Origin of the sequence: Actinoplanes sp. GCM10030250, from assembly GCF_042666575.1 — a bacterium.
In the GTDB taxonomy this organism is placed as follows: Bacteria; Actinomycetota; Actinomycetes; order Mycobacteriales; family Micromonosporaceae; genus Actinoplanes.
Genome location: NZ_JBHTDO010000013.1, coordinates 154,018 through 171,718, shown reverse-complemented (window position 1 = coordinate 171,718; position 17,701 = coordinate 154,018). Strand labels below are relative to the sequence as shown.

The 17,701-nt window shown below is 72.1% G+C and carries 18 protein-coding genes; 10 read left to right on the top strand and 8 right to left on the bottom strand.

Annotated elements, in window-relative coordinates; all coding sequences use genetic code 11:
- Positions 1–84: 84 nt before the first annotated feature.
- The 5 genes from mshC to ACFQV6_RS18990 form a co-directional block, all read right to left on the bottom strand.
- Positions 85–1,329 carry a cysteine--1-D-myo-inosityl 2-amino-2-deoxy-alpha-D-glucopyranoside ligase gene (mshC, locus tag ACFQV6_RS19010; protein ID WP_378028832.1) on the bottom strand — a complete coding sequence of 415 codons (1,245 nt, stop codon included), beginning with the start codon at positions 1,327–1,329 and terminating at the stop codon, positions 85–87.
- Positions 1,330–1,383: 54 nt separating this feature from the next.
- Entirely contained in the window at positions 1,384–2,199 is an 816-nt protein-coding gene (locus ACFQV6_RS19005) for an SCO1664 family protein (RefSeq protein ID WP_378028831.1), read from the bottom strand.
- On the bottom strand, positions 2,196–2,798 hold the full coding sequence (locus ACFQV6_RS19000; RefSeq protein WP_378028830.1) for a DUF3090 domain-containing protein: 603 nt from the start codon (positions 2,796–2,798) through the stop codon (positions 2,196–2,198). The genes ACFQV6_RS19005 and ACFQV6_RS19000 overlap by 4 nt, the downstream gene beginning before the upstream one ends.
- A 131-nt stretch (positions 2,799–2,929) precedes the next feature.
- Entirely contained in the window at positions 2,930–3,622 is a 693-nt protein-coding gene (locus ACFQV6_RS18995; RefSeq protein ID WP_378028829.1) for a histidine phosphatase family protein, read from the bottom strand.
- Positions 3,622–4,674: an LLM class F420-dependent oxidoreductase gene (locus tag ACFQV6_RS18990; protein ID WP_378028828.1), complete on the bottom strand. Its 1,053-nt coding sequence runs from the start codon at positions 4,672–4,674 to the stop codon at positions 3,622–3,624. Before ACFQV6_RS18990 ends, ACFQV6_RS18995 begins: the two co-directional genes overlap by 1 nt.
- Positions 4,675–4,805: 131 nt before the next feature.
- On the opposite strand from ACFQV6_RS18990, the gene ACFQV6_RS18985 reads away from it, so the two are divergent.
- The 5 genes from ACFQV6_RS18985 to ACFQV6_RS18965 are packed head-to-tail and all read left to right on the top strand — an operon-like array spanning position 4,806 to position 8,963.
- Entirely contained in the window at positions 4,806–5,801 is a 996-nt protein-coding gene (locus ACFQV6_RS18985) for an aldo/keto reductase (protein WP_378028827.1), read from the top strand.
- A complete protein-coding gene (locus ACFQV6_RS18980; protein WP_378028826.1) occupies positions 5,801–6,955 on the top strand; it encodes a sensor histidine kinase in 1,155 nt (384 codons plus the stop codon). Before ACFQV6_RS18985 ends, ACFQV6_RS18980 begins: the two co-directional genes overlap by 1 nt.
- Positions 6,952–7,593, top strand: a complete 642-nt coding sequence (locus ACFQV6_RS18975; RefSeq protein ID WP_378028825.1) for a response regulator — start codon at positions 6,952–6,954, stop codon at positions 7,591–7,593. The genes ACFQV6_RS18980 and ACFQV6_RS18975 overlap by 4 nt, the downstream gene beginning before the upstream one ends.
- 36 nt (positions 7,594–7,629) lie before the next feature.
- Positions 7,630–8,766: a hypothetical protein gene (locus tag ACFQV6_RS18970; protein ID WP_378028824.1), complete on the top strand. Its 1,137-nt coding sequence runs from the start codon at positions 7,630–7,632 to the stop codon at positions 8,764–8,766.
- A gap of 5 nt (positions 8,767–8,771) precedes the next feature.
- Positions 8,772–8,963 (top strand): DUF5703 family protein, encoded by a 192-nt coding sequence (locus ACFQV6_RS18965; protein ID WP_378028823.1) that lies wholly within the window; start codon positions 8,772–8,774, stop codon positions 8,961–8,963.
- Between the two features lie 85 nt (positions 8,964–9,048).
- Here the strand turns inward: ACFQV6_RS18965 and ACFQV6_RS18960 are convergent, their stop codons facing one another.
- Positions 9,049–9,735: a hypothetical protein gene (locus ACFQV6_RS18960; RefSeq protein WP_378028822.1), complete on the bottom strand. Its 687-nt coding sequence runs from the start codon at positions 9,733–9,735 to the stop codon at positions 9,049–9,051.
- 22 nt (positions 9,736–9,757) lie between these two features.
- Positions 9,758–11,068 (bottom strand): M20/M25/M40 family metallo-hydrolase, encoded by a 1,311-nt coding sequence (locus ACFQV6_RS18955; protein WP_378028821.1) that lies wholly within the window; start codon positions 11,066–11,068, stop codon positions 9,758–9,760.
- Positions 11,069–11,144: 76 nt separating this feature from the next.
- On the opposite strand from ACFQV6_RS18955, the gene ACFQV6_RS18950 reads away from it, so the two are divergent.
- Together ACFQV6_RS18950 and ACFQV6_RS18945 are read left to right on the top strand one after the other, a co-directional pair.
- Positions 11,145–11,714, top strand: coding sequence for a hemerythrin domain-containing protein (locus ACFQV6_RS18950; RefSeq protein WP_378028873.1), 570 nt, complete (start codon positions 11,145–11,147; stop codon positions 11,712–11,714).
- Between the two features lie 126 nt (positions 11,715–11,840).
- Entirely contained in the window at positions 11,841–12,833 is a 993-nt protein-coding gene (locus tag ACFQV6_RS18945; RefSeq protein WP_378028820.1) for a LysR family transcriptional regulator, read from the top strand.
- Positions 12,834–12,859: 26 nt separating this feature from the next.
- On the opposite strand, the gene ACFQV6_RS18940 is transcribed toward ACFQV6_RS18945, so the two are convergent.
- Complete coding sequence (locus ACFQV6_RS18940) at positions 12,860–15,460, bottom strand: ATP-dependent Clp protease ATP-binding subunit (RefSeq protein WP_378028819.1); 2,601 nt, start codon at positions 15,458–15,460, stop codon at positions 12,860–12,862.
- A gap of 311 nt (positions 15,461–15,771) precedes the next feature.
- On the opposite strand from ACFQV6_RS18940, the gene ACFQV6_RS18935 reads away from it, so the two are divergent.
- The 3 genes from ACFQV6_RS18935 (at position 15,772) to ACFQV6_RS18925 (ending at position 17,676) form a co-directional block, all read left to right on the top strand.
- Positions 15,772–16,158, top strand: a complete 387-nt coding sequence (locus tag ACFQV6_RS18935; RefSeq protein WP_378028872.1) for a hypothetical protein — start codon at positions 15,772–15,774, stop codon at positions 16,156–16,158.
- Between the two features lie 350 nt (positions 16,159–16,508).
- Complete coding sequence (locus tag ACFQV6_RS18930; RefSeq protein WP_378028818.1) at positions 16,509–16,769, top strand: hypothetical protein; 261 nt, start codon at positions 16,509–16,511, stop codon at positions 16,767–16,769.
- 4 nt (positions 16,770–16,773) lie between these two features.
- On the top strand, positions 16,774–17,676 hold the full coding sequence (locus ACFQV6_RS18925) for a hypothetical protein (protein ID WP_378028817.1): 903 nt from the start codon (positions 16,774–16,776) through the stop codon (positions 17,674–17,676).
- Positions 17,677–17,701 lie beyond the last annotated feature (25 nt).

Genomic DNA, 17,701 nt, shown 5'->3' with positions numbered 1-17,701 from the left:
ATGACGCCCGGAAACGCGAAAAAGTCTGCTTTATAAACGCGAAAAGCCCCCGCCCACAACCGAGGGCGAGGGCATTGTGGAATGCTACAAACGCACTCCGAGCAGGGCATTCACCGTCAAGGCCATCAGCGCCGGCGAATCGGGGTCGTCGCCCGCCCCGGCGAGGGCCGCTTCCGCCCACGCGTCCACCAGAGCCAACACGCCCGGCGTGTCGAGATCGTCGGCCAACGCCGCACGCACCGCGCCGAGCAGACCGGCACCCGACGGGCCGGACGGCGCGGCTGCCGCCTCACCCCAGCGGGCCAGGCGCTGCAGCCCCGCCTTCAGCACCTCGTCGGTCCAGTTCCGGTCGGCGCGGTAGTGCCCGGAGAGCAGGCCCAGCCGGACCGCCATCGGGTCCACGCCGTCGCCGCGCAGGCGCGACACGAAGACCAGGTTGCCGCGCGACTTCGACATCTTCTCGCCGTCGAGCCCGATCATCCCGGCGTGCGAGTAGTGCCGGGCGAACGGCTCCGCTCCGGTGAGCACCTCGGCGTGCGCGGCCGAGCACTCGTGATGCGGGTAGAGCAGGTCGCTGCCGCCGCCCTGCACGTCAATCGTGTCGCCCAGCAGGTCCAGCGCGATCGTGGCGCACTCGATGTGCCAGCCGGGGCGGCCCGGGCCGAGCTCACCGCCGTCCCAGACCGGCTCGCCCTCGCGGGCGCCACGCCACAGCAGCGGGTCGAGCGGGTCACGCTTGCCGGCCCGGTCCGGGTCGCCGCCGCGCTCGGCGGAGAGCGCCGTCATCTCCTCGCGGGACAGGTGCGACTCGTAACCGAACCGGGGTGCCGCGCTGATGTCGAAGTAGACGTCGCCGGTGCCGTCCTCCAGCCGGTACGCCGCGCCCTTGGCGACGAGCTCGTCGACGTGCCGGACGATCTTCGGGATGGACTCGACGGCACCGACGTAGTGCGCCGGCGGAATGATCCGCAGAGCCTCCATGTCCTCGCGGAACAGGGCGGTCTCCCGCATCGCCAGGACCACCCAGTCCTCGCCGTCGCGCTGCGCCCGCTCCAGCAGCGGATCGTCGATGTCGGTGACGTTCTGCACATACCCGACGTCGTGGCCGGCGTCCCGCCACATCCGGTTGACCAGGTCGAACGCGATCATCGTCGCGGCGTGACCGAGGTGGGTGGCGTCGTAGGGCGTGATGCCGCAGACATACATCGTCGCCGTCGGGCCCGGCGTGCTGGGCTGCACCGAGCCCCGCGCCGTGTCGTAGAGCCGCAGCGGGGAGCGCCCCGGCGTATCCGGCAGGCTGGGTACCTCGTGCCCGGTCCAAGCATCCATTCCCGGAGCCTATCCAGAGACAACGCCCGGCAAGCGGGCGCGTGATCTAAACCTCTAGATCGGTGGCCATGGAATTGCCGGCCACTCGGTGGGCGGGTTCGGGAACCGGCAGACGCGCAGGAGCCGTTTGATCCGCAGGGCGACGTGCTGCACCTCGGAGATCGTCAGGTGCTCCTCGAGGGCCTCGCCGAGCGGGCCGGACAGCTGCGAGCTGAGCCCCTTGAGCACCGCCGCGGCGTCGTCCGGCAGGGGTTTGCCGGTCCAGCCCCAGAGCACCGTGCGCAGCTTGTTCTCCACGTGGAAGCTGACGCCGTGGTCGACGCCGTGCACCGAGCCGGAGGCCGGGTAGAGCACGTGGCCGCCCTTGCGGTCGGCGTTGTTGATCACCGCGTCGAAGATCGCCAGCCGGGCCAGGCGCGGGTCGTCGGCGTGCGCGAGGGCGTACGCGTCGCCGTCGTCGTCGCGGGCCGCGGCCACCGGGAACCAGCCCTGCGGCACGTCATAGGCCGGGACGAAGCCGATCAGGGACGAGGCGTCCTCCGGCTCGTCGATCCAGAGCTGGAGCGCACCGGGGCCGAGCGGGCCGTCCCGCAGGATCGTCGGCGGCACCAGGTCCCAGCCGGTCGCCCGGGAGACCAGATAGGCAGAGACCTCACGGCCGGCCAGGGTGCCGTCGGGAAAGTCCCACAGCGGGCGCTCGCCGCGAACCGGTTTGTAGACGCAGCGCCGGGTCAGCCCGCCGAGGCTGATCTCCGCCCGCAGCGTCGTGTTGGAGGCGTCCACCAGGCGCCCCTCTATCTCGATCCGGCCCCGGCCGAGCAGTTCGAGGGCGTCCGCCTCCGCGAGCACGGCCGTGGGCTCGGCAGTCACCGGTGGTAACCGTTGTGCCGGGGGCAGAGGTGTCCGGCCGGATCCAGCGGCTGGCCGCAGAGCGGGCACGGTGGCCGGCCGGCGGCCACCACACGGCGAGCCCGGTCGATGAACGCGCGGGTCGCCTCGGGGGTCAGCCGGACCCGGAGCCGGTCCAGGTCGTCGTCGGGCTCGTCCTCGTCGTCATCGTCGTCCTCGACGGTCTCCTCGTCCTCGTCCTCCAGAGGACTGGCGGAGATGTCCGCCTCGGGCTCACCGGCCTCGATCGCCTCGATCACCACGGTGCCGGTGTCCACGTCGAAGGCCAGGCCCAGCGTGCCGACCCGGAACTCCTCGTCGACCGGCGTGTCCAGCGGCTCGTTGTCGTGCACGGCCGGCAGGGCGGCCTCGGGCAGGCTGACGCCGAACCGCTTGTTCGCCTCGAGGAGGAGCTCCTCCAGCTTCTCGGCGAGGAGGGACACCTGGACCTTCTCCAGCGCGACACTGATCACCCGGCCGCCGCCGCGGGCCTGGAGGAAGAAAGTGCGGTCCCCCGGCTCGCCCACCGTTCCGGCGACGAATCGCTCGGGCGGCTCGAAGGCATGCACTTGGTGGGTCATGGGGACAACCCTAGCCATCACCGCGCCCGCCCGCGCCAGTCAGCTCGGCGGGTTCGCCGAGGGCGCAACGAGGCATACGCTGCGACTATCGGCCGATCACACTGCGTGACTCAAGCACCGCCACCACCCATTCAGGCACCGCCGCCGGCGCCGCCACCCACTGCCGCGTCGCTCTGCGCGGCCACGTCACCCTTCTCGGTCTTCGGGGGTACGAGCGAACCCAGCTCACCCGTTTCGTTGAGGCGGACAAGGAACGGGCGGGTAGGCGTGTACCGGATCACGGTGATCGAGGCCGGATCCGCCACGATCCGCTGGAACTGGTCCAGGTGCAGGCCGAGCGCGTCGGCCACGATGGCCTTGATCACATCGCCGTGGCTGCACGCCAGCCAGACCGCCTCCGGCCCGTGCTCGGCGGTGACCCGGGCGTCCCACGCCCGGACCGCGGTGATCGCGCGGGCGGACATCTCCGCCATCGCCTCGCCGTTCGGGAACACCGCGGCGCTGGGATGCTGCTGGACGACCGGCCAGAGCGGCTCCTTGGCCAGCTCCTTCAGCGGCCGGCCCTCCCAGTCGCCGTACCCGCACTCGATCAGACCGTCCTCGGTCACCGGCGTCACGCCGGGCACCGCGAGCTCGAGGGTCTGCCGGCAGCGGATCAGCGGGCTGGTCACCACCGCGGCGAGCGGCAGCACCCGCAGCCGCTCACCGACCCGGGCCGCCTGGTCGCGCCCGGTGCCGTCGAGTTCGACGGGCTGCCGGCCGGCCAGCCCGCCGGAGGCGTTGGCGGTGGTACGGCCGTGCCGCAGCAGCAGCAGCGTCGCCACTAGCCGGCCAGGCCCGACTCGCGGTACGCCTCGGCGACCACCCGCAGCGTGGTGATCCCGCCGTCCAGGTCACCCACGTACGGGCTGATCGACAGCGTGCCGACGCCCGCCGCCGCGTACTCCTGGAGGCGCTTCTTCACCTGCTCCTTGCCGCCGATGATCGAGGTGCGCTCGATGAACTCCTGCGGCACCGCTGCGGCCGCCTCGGCGACCTGCTTGCTCAGGTAGAGGTCCTGGACCAGCTTCGCCTCCTCGGCGTAGCCCATCCGGACCGCGAGCTTGTTGTAGAAGTTCTGCTCCCGGCTGCCCATCCCGCCGATGTAGAGCGCCGCGTACCAGCGGATCACGTCGGCGCAGGCGGCCGGATCGTCGCCGAGGACCACCGGCACGGTCGGCGCCACGTCGAAACCGTCCATGGTCAGGCCGCGCTTCTGCCGCCCGCGCTCGATGTGGCTCAGATGGTCGGCGGCCGCGTCCGGCGCGAAGAAGATGGCCAGCCAGCCGTCACCGATCTCACCGGCCAGCTCAAGGTTTTTCGGGCCGACCGCGGCCAGATAGACCGGCACCTCGGCGCGGGGCGGGTGGAAACCCAGCTTGATGGCCTTGCCGGCGCCACCGGGCAGCGGCAGGCGGTAGTGCTCGCCGTCGTACGACACCGGGTCGCGGCGCAGCGCCATCCGGACGATGTCCACGTATTCCCTGGTCCGGGCGAGCGGCTTGGCGAACGGGACACCGTGCCAGCCCTCGGAGACCTGCGGGCCGGACACGCCCAGGCCGAGCCGGAACCGGCCGCCGGAGAGCGTGTCGATCGTCGCGGCTGTCATCGCGGTCATCGCCGGGGTCCGGGCCGGGATCTGCATCACGGCGGCACCGAGGTCGATCCGCTCGGTCTGCCCGGCGATCCACGCGAGCATGCTGACGGTGTCCGAGCCGTACGCCTCCGCTGCCCACACCGCCGCATAACCGAGGCGATCGGCCTCCTGGGCCATGGCGAGATGGTCGGCGGGCGTGCTCCACGCCGTCTGGTAACCGAGGTTGAGTCCGAGCCGCACGTACCCTCCCGAGATCTTGTGTCCGGTGCAAGCGTACTGATCGGCTACGCGCGGGTTTCGGTCCGGTAACCGACGAACCCCGCGGCCACCGGAGCATTTCGCGGACGAAGCACTCTGAATAAGGTTCACTCATGCATCAGCGACCGCTCGGCCGAAGCGGGCTAGCGGTTTCGCGGCTCGCGCTCGGCACCATGACCTGGGGACGGGACACCGACCCGGACGACGCGGCCGACCAGCTCAAGATCTTTCTCGAGGCCGGCGGGACGCTGATCGACACCGCCGACGTCTACGGTGACGGCGACGCCGAGTCGGTGATCGGCTCCCTGCTGGACCACCTTCTCCCCCGCGACGAGGTGGTGATCGCCACCAAGGCCGGTCTCACCCCGCACGGCTTCCGCCCGCGCGACGCCTCCCGGGGCAACCTGCTGCGCTCGCTCGACGCGTCGCTGCGCCGGCTCGGCACCGACTACGTGGACCTGTGGCAGGTGCACGGCTACGACGCGCAGACACCGTTCGAGGAGACCCTCGGCGCCCTCGACCACGCCGTGACCAGCGGACGCGTGCGCTATGTGGGGCTGTCCAACTACGCCGCCTGGCAGACCGCGCGGGCGGCGACCTGGCAGTCGGCGTACCCCGGTCGCGCACCGATCGTCGCCGCCCAGATGGAGTATTCCCTTCTTGAACGCGGCATCGAGCGCGAGCTGCTGCCGGCCGCCGCGACCCTCGGTTTCGGTGTCCTGGCCTGGTCCCCGCTCGGCCGCGGCGTGCTCACCGGCAAATATCGCAACGGCCGCCCGCTGGACTCCCGGGCCGCCTCCGAGCACATGGCCCCGTTCGTGCAGACCTACCTCGAGCCACGCAGCTCCAGCATCGTGGAGGCGGTGGTGATCGCGGCGGGTGGCCTCGGTGTCTCCCCGCTCGAGGTGGCGCTCGCCTGGATCCGGGACCGGCCCGGGGTCGCCGCGCCGATACTCGGCGCCCGCACCGCCGGCCAGCTGCAGGGTGCCCTGCGCAGCGAGCAGCTCACGCTGCCGGCCGAGATCGCCCGAGCCCTCGACGACGTCTCCGCCATCGACGTGGGTTACCCGGAGCGTGAGGGCACCGGCCACCCGCACGGCGACCTGTAGTGCTGCTGCGCCCCCTCACCGACGCCGCGACCTACCGGCGTGCCGTGTTCCTGCTGCTCGGCGCGGTGCTCGCCCTGCCCTACCTGATGAGCGTCGGCCTGCTGGCCAACACCGTGTTCGGCGACGTCGAGGACCGGGCCGCCATGTTCGCCGTCCTCGCGGTGGCCGTGGTGATCGCGCTGGTCCCGCCGTTCCTGGGCGGCACCCGGGAGCTGGAGATCGCCGCGGCGCGATCGCTGCTCGGCGTGGACCTGCCCGGCCACGACCGCGATCACCCGCCGGAGCTGGAGACCCGGCTGCGTGCCGCGCTCTGGTTCGGCCTGCACCTGCTCACCGGCGTGGCGATCGGCGCGCTGGTGCTGATCGCGATGCCGGTCGCGGTCCTCGCGCTGTTCGGTGGCGACGGGCTGGGCACCGGGCCGAGCTGGTGGTGGCTGCCGGCCGGGCCGGTGCTGCTGATCGCCTCGATCTACGCGACAGCGGGCCTGGGGCGGCTCGCCGCGACGATGGCGCCGGTGCTGCTCGGCCCGTCGGCCGCCGAGCGCGACGCCGAGTCGCGCGAGCGGGAACGACGGCTCGCCGAGCGCAACCGCCTCGCCCGGGAGCTGCACGACTCGGTCGGTCACGCGCTGACCTCGATGACGCTGCAGGCGGGCGCCGCACGGGCGGTCTTCGACGCCGATCCGGCCTTCGCCCGGCGGGCCCTCGCGGCGATCGAGGAGACCGGCCGGGCCGCCGCCGGTGAGCTCGACAGCGTGCTGGGAATCCTGCGCGACGATGCCGCCGACCGGGCGCCCGCACCCACCCTGGCCGACCTGGAACGGCTGCTCGGCGGCGAGGTGCGGGCCGACGTCGCCGCGGTGGACGCGCTGCCGCCGCCGGTGTCCCGCGAGGCGTACCGGATCGTGCAGGAGTCACTGACCAACGCCGCGCGGCACGGGTCCGGCCCGGCCACGCTGCGGATCAGGCAGGAGGAGGACCTGGTGATAGAGGTGAGCAACAGCCAGGCGGCGGGAGCGGCCCGGCGGTCCGGTGGCGGGCACGGGATCGAGGGCATGCGGGAGCGCGTACGGCTGCTCGGCGGCATGCTGTCGGCCGGGCCTGACGGCGGGACCTGGCGGGTCGTCGCGCGGCTCCCGGTGGAGCGGCAGTGACCGGGGTCCTGATCGCCGACGACGACGACCTGGTGCGCGCCGGCCTGCGGGCGATCCTCGGCGCCGAGGACGATCTCACGGTCACCGGTGAGGTCACCGACGGCGCCGACGTGGTCCAGGCCGCGGTCCGGCGGCGGCCCGACGTCGTGCTGATGGACGTACGGATGCCGCGTCTCGACGGCATCCAGGCCACCCGCCTGCTGCTGGACAGGTTCACCGCGGATGCGCCGAAGGTGCTGGTGGTGACGACCTTCGCCAACGACGAGTACGTCTACGAGGCGCTGCGGGCCGGAGCCAGCGGCTTCCTGCTGAAGCGGGCCCGCCCGGAACAGATCGTCGAGGCGGTCCGGGTCGTCGCGCGCGGCGACTCGCTGCTCTTCCCGGCGGCGGTGCGGCGGCTCGCCGCGTCGTACGGCCGCCCCGACGGCCGGATCGGGCGGGCCGAACTCACCGCCCGGGAGGCCGAGGTGCTGACCCTGATGGCCGACGGCCTGTCGAACGCGGAGATCGCCGCTCGGCTGGTGCTCGGCGTCGAGACGGTCAAGTCGCACGTCGGCAGCATCCTGGGCAAGCTGGGAGTACGGGATCGCACGCAGGCTGTCGTCGTCGCGTACAAATCAGGCTTTGTCTCTCTCTGAAAGCTCTTTCTCGGGGCAGCTCCCTCGCAGGAGGGAGTGGGTCCCCTCCTCGCGGGGATCTCGGTGGCGCTCGCGGCGACGAGCCTCGAAGGCATGACGAACACGGCACAGAAGGTGGCGGCCGGATGGGCCGCCACGACCGGCACCATGGCCCTGACCTGGGCGATCACCGGTCGCGGATTCCCGTTCGGGCCGGGCGACGAGCGCAACTCGGCCAGTCCGCTGCGGGCGCTTCCCGCGGACATCGGCGCCCCGCTGTTCGCCGGCGTGCTGCTCACCGCGGCGGTGGCGCTGATCGCGATGGCCGGGACCGACCGGCCGCACCGGTACGCCCGGCCGGTCCTGCTCGGTTACCTGGGCCTGGTCGTGGCCGCGCTGCTGGCGGTGGTGCCGGACGGGCGGGTGCTGACCTTCGCCGGCTACCTGCCGATGATGATCGGCGGACTGCCGTTCGGCTGGCCGCCGGTCGACTACAGCACGATCTTCACCTGGCCGCTGGCCGTCATGGTCTGGTCGATCCTCGGCGGGGTCCTGATCGCCCGGGCCGCGGTGCGGTGGAACCGCCGGACCCGCCGGTCCTGTGAGGAGTGCGGCCGCACGCCGGACGGTGGCGGCTGGACGAGCGCGGAGTCGGCCCGGCGCTGGGGCCGGGTCGCGGTGTGGGTCGCGGCTGTCATCCCGGCCATGTACGCCGCGGTGCGCATCGCCTGGGCGCTCGGCTTCCCGCTCGGCATCGACAGCGGCTTCCTCGACGAGATGCACCGCACCGGCCTGGTCTGGGCCGGCCTCGGGCTCGCGGCGTTCGCGCTGGCCGGCTCGGTGCTGACGCTCGGCCTGACCCAGCGCTGGGGCGAGGTCTTCCCCCGCTGGATCCCGTTCGCCCGCGGGCACCGGGTCCCGATCAGGCTGGCCACGATCCCGGCGAGCCTGGTGTCGGTGTTCGTGCTCTCCGGCTCGGTGTCGCTGCTGACCGCGGACGGCTCGGAAGCGCTCTTCGACCGCCAGGACCTGGCGGCACGCCTGCCGATGATGCTGTGGCCGCTCTGGGCGGTCGCGCTGGGCGCCGCCGCCTACGGTTACCACCTGCGCCGCCGCGGCGCCTGCCCGCGATGTGACGAGGAAAGCAGGCCCGCCCCGGGTCTGGTGCGGGGATCGCGGCCGGGAGCATATTAGATCGCATGGACTACGAATACGCGCCGCTACGGTTGCCTTCGAATGTCGATCGTCTGACCGCGGCGGCGCAGCTCGCCATCCAGGCGGAGTTCTCCGGATGGGAGCTGGCCACCGTCCAGCTCTTCCGGGACGGCACCCGCAAGGTGATGCTCCGCCGCAGGGTGCAGCCCACCCCGCAGCCCAATCTGAGTTACTGAAGCCCGCCCGGGGCACACCCGGACGGGCTTCATCTTCTCGACTCTGCGCGTCGCCGGCGCGGAGTCAGCGGTGGTGCGCTCAGCGTCAGTGGTTGTGCCCCGAGTGGTCGTGCCCCGAGTGGTCGTGCTCGTCCTCGTCGGGCAGGAACGGGTGCTCGTCGAGGCGGCCGACGAGCAGGTCGCCGTCCACCGGTGAGAACGGGCCGCTGCCGTCGGCGTCGTCGAACGCCTCCAGGTTGAGCGGCTCGGTGACCTCGGTGACCGTCAGCAGGCCGTCGAGCGGCTCCAGCTCCGGCACGTCGAGCGACGAGAGCGAGCCGTCGCCGGCCTGCAGCAGCTCCAGCACGGCCTCACCGACCGACTCGACCGGGCCGGCGTCCTCGTCCTCCGGCACCGAGCTGCGGCGCGCCGTCTCGGCGACCTGGAGCAGGGCGGCCACGCTGGGCACGCGGTAGTCGCGGCGCTGGCGGACCGAGACGACCTGCGGGTACGGGTCGGCGCCGGCGCCGTCCGCCGAGCCGGTGACCTGTGCGAACCGCTTGTCCGCCTCGTCCGGGTCGATCGACTCGACGTCCCACGGTGTGACTTCGCCGAACGCGTCGAGCAGCTTCTCGTCGTACGCGTACGACGTGTTGTTCAGGTGGACATACGCCTGCCAGACGTCGTCGTCATCGATCCGCCCCGCTGCCGCCTTGACGGCCGCGAGGTGCGCCCGCGCCGCCTCGACGACCCGTTCGAGGGCGACGTCGAGCTCGGCGTTGTGATCGGTCATGAAATGGGGGTCCTTCCGCAACTCAGCTGTTTCGGAGCAATCGGTCGAGCACACGCACGCCGAACTTTAGTCCCTCCACCGGAACTCTCTCGTCGATGCCGTGGAAGAGCGCACTGAAGTTGAGGTCCGGCGGCAGGCGCAGCGGGGCGAAGCCGAAGCAGCGGATACCGAGCGTCGAGAAGGCCTTCGCGTCCGTGCCACCGGACATCAGGTACGGCACTGTCCGGGCGCCCGGATCCTCGGCGCGCAGCGCGGCACCCATCGCGTCGACGAGCGCGCCGTCGAAGGCCGTCTCCACCGCCGGCTGCTGGTGCACGTGCTCGATCTCCACGTCCGGGCCGATCACCTCGCGCAGCTCGGCGAGGAACGCGTCGGCGTGGCCCGGCAGCGTACGGCAGTCCACCGTGGCCGACGCCTTGCCCGGGATGACGTTGTCCTTGTACCCGGCCTCGAGGCGGGTCGGGTTGGCGGTGTTGCGGATGGTCGCGCCGATCAGGTTGGCGATCGGGCCGAGCTTGGCGATCGCGATCTCCGGGTCGTCCGGGTTCAGGTCGATCTCCAGGGCCTCGCTGACCTGCTCCAAGAACGCCCGTACGGTCGGGGTGACGACCACCGGGAAGCGGTGCCGCCCCACCCGGGCGACCGCCTCGGCGAGCGCGGTGACCGCGTTGTCGTCGTGGATGAACGAGCCGTGCCCGGGGCGGCCGTGCGCGTGCAGGCGCAGCCAGTCGAGGCCCTTCTCGGCGGTCTGCACCAGATAGAGCCGCAGGTCGTTGCTGACCGTGTACGAGTACCCGCCGACCTCGCCGATCGCCTCGGTGCACCCCTCGAACAGCTCGGGGTGGTTGCGGACCAGCCACTGCGACCCGTACTCCATGCCCGCTTCCTCGTCGGCGGTGTACGCCAGGACGATGTCGCGGGGCGGCGTATAGCCAACCCGCTGCCACTGGCGGACCACGGCGAGCACCATCGCGTCGAAGTCCTTCATGTCCACCGCGCCCCGGCCCCAGAGGTAGCCGTCCTTCTCCTCGCCGGCGAACGGCGGCACCGACCACTCGCTCGCGTCGGCCGGCACCACGTCGAGGTGGCCGTGCACCAGCAGCGCACCGCGCGAGGAGTCCACGCCGGGGATGCGGGCCACCAGGTTCGCCCGGGTCGGCGCGGACTCGAGCAGCCGGGTCTCGACGCCGACATCGGCCAGGCGCTCGGCGACGTACTCAGCGGCGGCGCGCTCGCCCACGGTGGTGCGCGGGTCGCCGGTGTTGGTGGTGTCGATCCGGATCAGATCACGGCAGAGGCCGACGACCTCGTCCACTGCGGCGGTGGTGTTCATCCGCCCTTCTTACCAGCAGATTGTCACCGGCGTTTGGGGGGACAGGGGTAACGGGTACACCGCGGCCGTGTCTGAAGTGAATCTTCCCCCGCTCCCGCCGGTCGGCGGCGAGATCTCCGGGCGCAGCGTCGTGGACGTGCTCAGCGAGCAGCACCGCGACCTGCTGGCCCTCACCGACCGCCTGACCACCGGCGAGTACCAGCCGGAGGTCGCGTCCGTGCTCGTCGCGACACTGTCGCGGCACCTCTCCGCCGAGGAGCAGTACCTGTACCCGGCGATCCGCGCCGTGGTTCCCGGTGGCGACGCCATCGCCGAGCGCGAGCTCGCCGAGGATCGCGACCTGCTGGTGCTGCTGTCCGCCCTGGAGCGCGACCGTGAGCCCGGCCCGGTCGCCGAGGCCGTCCGCCGGCACGTCGCCGCCGACGCCGAGGAGTTGTTTCCGCTCCTGATGCAGATGGTCCCGGCCGAGGATATGATCCGGCTCGGCAACCGGGTGGAGACCGCCGAAGAGGCGGCACCGACCCGGCCCCATCCGCGTACGCCGTCCACCCCACCCTGGAACAAGGTGGTCGACCCGGCACTGGGCGTGGTGGACAAACTCCGGGACATGATCACGGCGCGAAAGACGTATGTGCGCGATCTGTAACCAAAAGTCGGAACATGCCAGTTAGCGACGTCTGTCCTGTTCGTTAATATGTTTGTCACGGGTTGCGGATCTTTACCAGGCGTCCAGGGCTAGCCTTCGATCCCGTTCTAGTCCTAACGTCACGCTATGAACCTCGAGCTGCGGCATCTGAAGGTGGTCTGCGCCATCGCGGAGACCGGCAGCGTGACCAAGGCCGCGTCCCAGCTGGGCCTCGCCCAGCCGGCGCTCACCGCGCAACTCCAGCGCATCGAGCGGACGCTGGGTGGGCCGCTGTTCGACCGTGACCGCCGGGGCGCACGCCCCACCGCACTGGGAGAGCTGGTGCTCTCCCGTGCCAGGGTGCTGCTGCCCGCAATGAAGGGCCTGCAGGACGAGGCCGCCCGGCTCGCTGCCGGCGGCGACGAGATGATGATGAGCCGATACCGGATCGGCGCGGTCGGCGGCCCGGTGGTCGCGCACCTCGTGCACCGCCTCGCCGAGGCGCAGCCCGACGCGCAGATCACCACGCACGCGTCGTACTACGTGGAGGAACTGGCGGGCATGGTGCTCGCCGGCAAACTCGACTACGCCCAGGTCGGTGTCTGCGGCGACGCCCTGCCGTCGGCCGAGTTCGGGCTGGTCTGGCAGACCATCGCGGTGAACGCCGTCTGCGTGCTGATGCCGGAGGACCACCCCCAGGCGAAGAACCGTGAGGTCGACCTCGCCGAGCTCGGTGACGAGCACTGGGTGGCGGGTGCCGGCGACACGTGCTTCGCCGACTGCTTCGCCGCGGCCTGCGCCCGGGCCGGCTTCGCACCCCTGAAGATGCTCGAGACCGACGCGCGAGCCTGCGTCGACATGGTCGAGCTGGGTCTCGCGATCGGGCTCTGCCAGGCCACCTTCCGGCCACCCGCCGGGCTCACCAGCCGTCCGCTGCGGGGTGCCCCGCTGCGCTGGCGCCTGATCCTCGGCTGGCACCCCGACTCCCCCGCGGCCCGCAGCGCCCCGAAGCTGATGGCACTGGCCGACGAGGCGTACCAGGACGTGATCGCGCGCAACGAGGCGTACCAGGAGTGGATGCGCTCCGGCCCGGACGTCAGCGGCATCACCGGCGTCGAGCTGGCCCAGGAGGCCGCCTGAGACTCAGGCAGCCTCCCGGGGACATCTCAGCGGGCGGAGGCACCCAGCGGGGTGGACTCCACCTCGAAGGTGAGCTCACCGTCGCGGGCGTCGACGCGGACCGTGCGGCCCGGCGCCAGGTCGGCGGCGAGCAGCATCTTCGACAGCCGGTTGTCCAGCTCCCGCTGGATCGTCCGGCGCAGCGGCCGGGCGCCGAACTCGGGCTGGAAGCCCCGCTCGGCCAGCCAGTCCACCGCCGCATCGGTGATGTCCAGCTGGACGTCCTGCGCCTGCAACCGGCGCCGGGTCGCCTCCAGCAGCATCTCGGTGATGCGGTGCAGCTGATCCGTCTCCAGCTGCCGGAAGATGATGATCTCGTCGATCCGGTTGATGAACTCCGGCCGCAGCTGCTCCTTGAGCCGCCGGTCGAGGCGGTCACGCAGCTCCTCGCCGGGTGAGCGCCCGTTCTCCGAGGCGCCGAACCCGACGCTGCGGGTGGTGCCGCTGATCAGATCCGACCCGAGGTTGCTGGTCATGATCAGTACGGTGTTCTTGAAGCTCACCGTCCGGCCCTGGCTGTCGGTCAGCCGCCCGTCGTCGAGCACCTGCAACAGCATGTTGAAGACGTCCGGGTGCGCCTTCTCGATCTCGTCCAGCAGCACCACGCTGTACGGCCGCCGCCGCACCGCCTCGGTCAGCTGCCCCGCCTCGTCGTAGCCGACGTATCCGGGCGGCGCCCCGACCAGCCGCGACACGGTGTGCCGCTCCTGGAACTCGCTCATGTCCAGCCGGATCATCCGGTCCGGCTCACCGAACAGCGCCTCCGCCAGGGAACGCGCCAGCTCGGTCTTGCCGACACCGGTCGGGCCGAGGAACAGGAAGCTGCCGACCGGCCGGTCCGGGTCACCCAGCCCGGCCCGCGAGCGGCGGACCGCCTCGGCGACCGCCTCGACCGCGTCGTCCTGGCCGATCACGTGCCCGTGCAGGTGTTCCTCGAGCCGCAGCAGGCGGTCCCGCTCGGCCTCGGTCAGCTGCGCCACCGGAATCCCGGTGGCCCGCGACACCACCTCGGCCACGTCCGCGTCGGTCACCCGCGGCACCCCGCCCGGACCGGCGCCCACACCCGCGATCTGCGCCTTCAGCTCGTTGATCTGGTCACGCAGCTGGGACGCCTGCTCGTAGTGCTCGGCGGCCACCGCCTGGTCCCGGTCCCGGTTGAGCTGCTCCAGCCGGCGCTCCCGCTCGCGCAGGCCGGCGTCCGGCGTCTTCATCCGCAGCCGGACCCGCGCGCCGGCCTGGTCGACCAGGTCGATCGCCTTGTCCGGCAGGAACCGGTCGGTGATGTAGCGGTCGGACAGGACCGCGGCGGCGTCCAGCGCCTCGTCCGTGATCCGTACCTGATGGTGTGCCTCGTAGTTGTCCCTGAGCCCGCGAAGGATCGCCACGGTGTCCTCGACGGTCGGCTCGCCCACCACCACCGGCTGGAAGCGCCGCGCCAGCGCGGCGTCCTTCTCGATGTTCTTGCGGTACTCGTCGAGCGTGGTCGCACCGATCACCCGCAGCTTGCCGCGGGCCAGCGCCGGCTTGAGCATGTTGCTCGCGTCCATCCCGCCGCCCTCGCCACCGCCACCGGCGCCGACCAGGGTGTGGATCTCGTCGAGGAAGACGATCAGGCCGTCGCCGGACGCCTGGATCTCGTCGATCACCTTGCGCAGGCGCTCCTCGAAGTCGCCGCGGTACTTGGTACCGGCCACCAGACCGGCCAGGTCCAGCTGCACCACCCGCTTGTCCTGCAGGGTCAGCGGCACCTCGCCGTCCACGATCCGCTGGGCCAGGCCCTCCACGATCGCGGTCTTGCCGACACCGGCCTCACCGATCAGGACCGGGTTGTTCTTGGTACGCCGGGACAGGATCTCCACGGCCTGCTCGATCTCGTCGGCCCGCCCGATCACCGGGTCGATCTCGCCGCGCCGGGCCGACTCGGTCAGGTCCGTGCCGAACTGCTCCAGCGTCGGGGTCGACGCCAGCGAGCCGCGCGAACCGCCCTGGCCACCGCCGGCGGCCGCCGACGGCGTCTCCGGGTGCGGAATGGCGCGGGCGTCGAGGCGCCCGGCGAGCATCCGCCCGGCCACCGAGTCGGTGTTCAGGCCGAGCGCCATCAGAATGTGCTCCGGCCCGATGTAGGAGGCGCCGACCGCCCGCGAGATCTGCAGACTGTCCAGCAGCGCCCGCTTGGCGGCCGGGGTCAGGGCGACCTGCTCCGGCTGCTCCCGGCCCGCGGCGCCCATCTCGGCCCGCCGGTTCGCCGCGGCGGTGCGTGCCACCTCGCCGCCGGCCTGCGTCTCCAGCTCGGCGAGCAGGACCTCCGGGTCGGTGCCCGCCTTGCGGACGGTCTGCTGCATGGCGTCCTGCTGGAGCACCGCCCACAGCAGGTCGTCGGTGTCCAGATCGGCGAGCTCCCGCTCACCGGTCGCCAGATCGGCGGCCCGGCGCGCCGCCTCGGTGAGCACCTGCCGGGCGTCGTTGCTCATGTACCGCGCGATGTCGAAGCGCTGCGCCGCCCGGCGCGGCTCGGCCGCACCGAAGAAGCGCGCGAACAGGTCGTCCCACTGACCGGGCCCTGACGGCCCGAACGGTCCGATGCTCATCAGTCTCTCTTCTCCTGGGGTACCTCATGGACGGCCGGTAACGCGCCGCCGAGTGTTAGAAGCGCGTCCGGCGGCCCCCTGATTCCCCGATCGCGCCGAAAGTTGACAGGAGTAGGCTCAACTTCATGGCCGTTCCGTTCGCTGACGCCGATCCCTCGTCCCTGGCACCGGCCTTCCAGCCGCCGGAGCCGTCGTCGCCGGAGCCGCCGTCGCCGGAGCCCGAGTTGCGCGCGCCGGGCCGTCACGTGCCGCCGGTCCCGGACGCGACACCCCCGCAGCCAGCATCGCAGCAGGCGGGCCGGTCGGCGGCGATATCCGGCGAGGCGGTCCCTCTGCTCGTCGTCGACGGCGCCAACGTCGTCGGTTCCGTGCCGGACGGCTGGTGGCGGGACCGGGCGGGCGCGGCGGTCCGGCTCCGCGACCGCCTGGCACCGATCTCCGCCGCCGGCCTGACCGACCTCCCGGGCCCGATCGAGGTGGTCCTGGTGGTCGAGGGCAAGGCGCGGGACATCCCGCAGGCTCCGGGCGGCGTCCGCGTGGAGCGCGCGTCAGGCTCAGGTGATGACAAAATCATAGATATCGTACGATCGGCGGCTCCCACCCGCCGGATAGTCGTCGTCACGGCCGACCGGGGGCTCCGAGCGCGAGCCACCGCCCTGGGCGCCGAGCTGCGCGGCCCCTCCTCGGTCCCCCGCTGACCGAGGGCGGGCAGCCGGGCAGCGCGGGGCGGGCCGGTGACGGGCGGTGGGGGAAGATCGCTGGGGCGGGGGTATCGGCGTACACGCTCGGGTGTAACCGGAGGAAAGGGCGGAGCGGGCGGCCGGCGGGCCCCGGAGTGGCGGGCGACGAGCGCATGATCCACAATGGACGACCGTCGGGTGTGGCGATCACCAGGGCGATCTCCGTCGCTCCTCGCCGGTCCGGTGCGGACGGTGTAAGGGCTGCTCGTTCGTCAGGTGCTGCCAAATCGGGGCATGCGGACACGGCGGTACCGGAACCGGGCGGTATTCTCGACGGAAAGCAAGGATTCCTACAGGAGGCTGCACGGGTGGCCAGTGTCGCCGAGGTGAGAGCTGCCGTGGACGCCGCGCTTCAGCAGGTGAACGAGGGGCAGGCGGCGATTCAGGCGGCTCGGGAGAAGCTCGGGGAGGCCCAGCAGAGCCTGGCAGCCGCTCTCGACGGCAGTGCCCATGACGCGGTCGGCGCGGCGCACGCGTCGCTGTCGCAGGCCGATCAGCAACTGGAGGAGTGCCTGAGCGCAACCCTGCTGGCCGTTGAACAGGCGCAGACCTACACGGCGATGCTCTGACGCGATGTCGCTGCTGCAGGAACTCGGCGCCCAGCTTCGCGCCACCTCCGACGAGCTACCCACCGGGCTGATCACGGCCGCGATGGAACGGCTGCGCAGCGCCACCGAGATTCTGAACTGGGTGCGCGAGGAGTCACATCAGCAGATGGGCGTACCCCAACTCGGTAATGCCACCGAGCATGTTGAACGCGCCGCGGCGGCCCTGCGTGCCGCTCAGGACGCGATCGCGGCCTATCTGGCCGCGGCCGGCCTGGCCGGGCAGCCGGGTGCCGCGCCGGGTCAGGAGTGGCGTGCCGGGCTGAAGCCGGAGCAGGCGCCGCGCGCGGCCGCCGAGGAGGGTGAGTCGCCCGGTGCCGAGGCGCTCGGCCCGTGGTGGCAGGAGCGTGTGGCCAAGCTGACCGGGGAGCCCGCGCCGGACGGGGAGCAGGCCGGCCGGGAGGGCACCGACACGGCTGAGCTGCTGCGCCGGGTCGCCGCCGGGGTCCGGGCGGGTGACCGGGCCCGGCTCGGGCGGGAGCTGCACTCGGTGAACGCGTCGACCGGGCTGGGACTGTCGGCTGTCACCTCGCCGGTGCTGCACCGGCTCGCCGGTGACCTGCTGGGGCACGAGCCGCGCCCGGAGGACGTGCAGCGGCTGCGACAGGCCGCCGAGGGGCGGGTGCGATCGCTGCTGCCGGGTACCGCGCCGGCGATTCTGGAGACGCTCATCGACCGGATCTGCCGGGTGCCGGCCCAGCAACAGCAGCAGAAGAACCGGCCGCCGGGGCATCCCGCCGACAACGCGGTGACCGCGAGCGTCCTGACCGGTGTGCTGCTCGCGCGGCTCGGCCGGGACGCCGAGACGCTGCGCCCGGACGCGCCGGAGCCGGTCCGCCGCGACGCCGAGAACGGCGAGCGGCCCCGATGAGCCCTCGAGCGCTGTGCCTACGAAG

What these genes read in the sequence shown, in the direction of transcription:
- ACFQV6_RS19000 (WP_378028830.1), bottom strand. Translation starts at nt 2,798, where the DNA reads ATGACCCACCAAGTGCATGCCTTCGAGCCGCCCGAGCGATTCGTCGCC.
- ACFQV6_RS18925 (WP_378028817.1), top strand. Translation starts at nt 16,774, where the DNA reads ATGTCGCTGCTGCAGGAACTCGGCGCCCAGCTTCGCGCCACCTCCGAC.
- ACFQV6_RS18965 (WP_378028823.1), top strand. Translation starts at nt 8,772, where the DNA reads ATGGACTACGAATACGCGCCGCTACGGTTGCCTTCGAATGTCGATCGT.
- ACFQV6_RS18955 (WP_378028821.1), bottom strand. Translation starts at nt 11,068, where the DNA reads ATGAACACCACCGCCGCAGTGGACGAGGTCGTCGGCCTCTGCCGTGAT.
- ACFQV6_RS18945 (WP_378028820.1), top strand. Translation starts at nt 11,841, where the DNA reads ATGAACCTCGAGCTGCGGCATCTGAAGGTGGTCTGCGCCATCGCGGAG.
- mshC (WP_378028832.1), bottom strand. Translation starts at nt 1,329, where the DNA reads ATGGATGCTTGGACCGGGCACGAGGTACCCAGCCTGCCGGATACGCCG.
- ACFQV6_RS18985 (WP_378028827.1), top strand. Translation starts at nt 4,806, where the DNA reads ATGCATCAGCGACCGCTCGGCCGAAGCGGGCTAGCGGTTTCGCGGCTC.
- ACFQV6_RS18940 (WP_378028819.1), bottom strand. Translation starts at nt 15,460, where the DNA reads ATGAGCATCGGACCGTTCGGGCCGTCAGGGCCCGGTCAGTGGGACGAC.
- ACFQV6_RS18960 (WP_378028822.1), bottom strand. Translation starts at nt 9,735, where the DNA reads ATGACCGATCACAACGCCGAGCTCGACGTCGCCCTCGAACGGGTCGTC.